A 1,915-nucleotide genomic window follows, 5' to 3' on the forward strand; every position below is an offset into this window, starting at 1 on the left:
GGCTGACGGCGTGTACTAGCCGGCCGACAGACGTCGAACCGATCCTTCTAGTCAATGTTCCACCCATGAGCAACCACCAGGCACACAGACGGCGCCTACGATGGTCTGCCTGACCCCCACCCCACCACCGACCCCACCAGAAGACCTGGCAGGCCCGGCCGCGAAGCTACGCGGGGGTATCAGATGCTCCTTAGAAAGGAGGTGATCCAGCCGCACCTTCCGGTACGGCTACCTTGTTACGACTTAGTCCCAATCGCCAGTCCCACCTTCGACCACTCCCTCCCACAAGGGGTTGGGCCGTGAGCTTCGGGTGTTACCAACTTTCGTGACTTGACGGGCGGTGTGTACAAGGCCCGGGAACGTATTCACCGCAGCGTTGCTGATCTGCGATTACTAGCGACTCCGACTTCATGGGGTCGAGTTGCAGACCCCAATCCGAACTGAGACCGGCTTTTTGGGATTCGCTCCACCTTACGGTATCGCAGCCCTCTGTACCGGCCATTGTAGCATGCGTGAAGCCCAAGACATAAGGGGCATGATGATTTGACGTCATCCCCACCTTCCTCCGAGTTGACCCCGGCAGTCTCCCATGAGTCCCCGGCATAACCCGCTGGCAACATAGGACGAGGGTTGCGCTCGTTGCGGGACTTAACCCAACATCTCACGACACGAGCTGACGACAACCATGCACCACCTGTGTACGAGTGTCCAAAGAGAACCCCGTCTCGGGGGCTTTCTCGTACATGTCAAGCCTTGGTAAGGTTCTTCGCGTTGCATCGAATTAATCCGCATGCTCCGCCGCTTGTGCGGGCCCCCGTCAATTCCTTTGAGTTTTAGCCTTGCGGCCGTACTCCCCAGGCGGGGCACTTAATGCGTTAGCTGCGGCACGGAACTCGTGGAATGAGCCCCACACCTAGTGCCCAACGTTTACGGCATGGACTACCAGGGTATCTAATCCTGTTCGCTCCCCATGCTTTCGCTCCTCAGCGTCAGTTGCGGCCCAGAGACCTGCCTTCGCCATCGGTGTTCCTCCTGATATCTGCGCATTCCACCGCTACACCAGGAATTCCAGTCTCCCCTACCGCACTCTAGTCTGCCCGTACCCGATGCAAGCCCGAGGTTGAGCCTCGGGATTTCACACCAGACGCGACAGACCGCCTACGAGCTCTTTACGCCCAATAATTCCGGACAACGCTTGCGCCCTACGTATTACCGCGGCTGCTGGCACGTAGTTAGCCGGCGCTTCTTCTGCAGGTACCGTCACTTGCGCTTCTTCCCTGCTGAAAGAGGTTTACAACCCGAAGGCCGTCATCCCTCACGCGGCGTCGCTGCATCAGGCTTTCGCCCATTGTGCAATATTCCCCACTGCTGCCTCCCGTAGGAGTCTGGGCCGTGTCTCAGTCCCAGTGTGGCCGGTCGCCCTCTCAGGCCGGCTACCCGTCGACGCCTTGGTAGGCCATCACCCCACCAACAAGCTGATAGGCCGCGAGCCCATCCCCCACCGAAAAACTTTCCAACACCCACCATGCGATGGGCGCTCATATCCGGTATTAGACCCCGTTTCCAAGGCTTATCCCGAAGTGGAGGGCAGGTTGCTCACGTGTTACTCACCCGTTCGCCACTGATCCACCCAGCAAGCTGGGCTTCACCGTTCGACTTGCATGTGTTAAGCACGCCGCCAGCGTTCGTCCTGAGCCAGGATCAAACTCTCCGTAAAAGAGAGAAAAACACCACGAACCCCAAAAGGCCCGCAGCATTCAACAATACCTGGCCAGACCAAAACAAACTAGCTGTTCGCTTTCGTCCGATCCAAAGGAACCAAAAAGGTTCAAAAATACTTGGCATTGACTATCAAACACACTGTTGAGTTCTCAAACAACCGACGCACACCGCGCAGCCAGAACCTTCCGTTCCG

At 57.8% G+C, this 1,915-nt stretch carries 1 rRNA gene; it reads right to left on the reverse strand.

Features of this window, described 5'->3' with window-relative positions:
- Window positions 1-194: 194 nt before the first annotated feature.
- Window positions 195-1,717: ribosomal RNA gene (locus tag AAG589_RS21200) — 16S ribosomal RNA — on the reverse strand.
- Between the last annotated feature and the right edge of the window lie 198 nt (window positions 1,718-1,915).

This window comes from Isoptericola sp. F-RaC21, from assembly GCF_038593535.1.
Lineage (GTDB): Bacteria > Actinomycetota > Actinomycetes > Actinomycetales > Cellulomonadaceae > Isoptericola.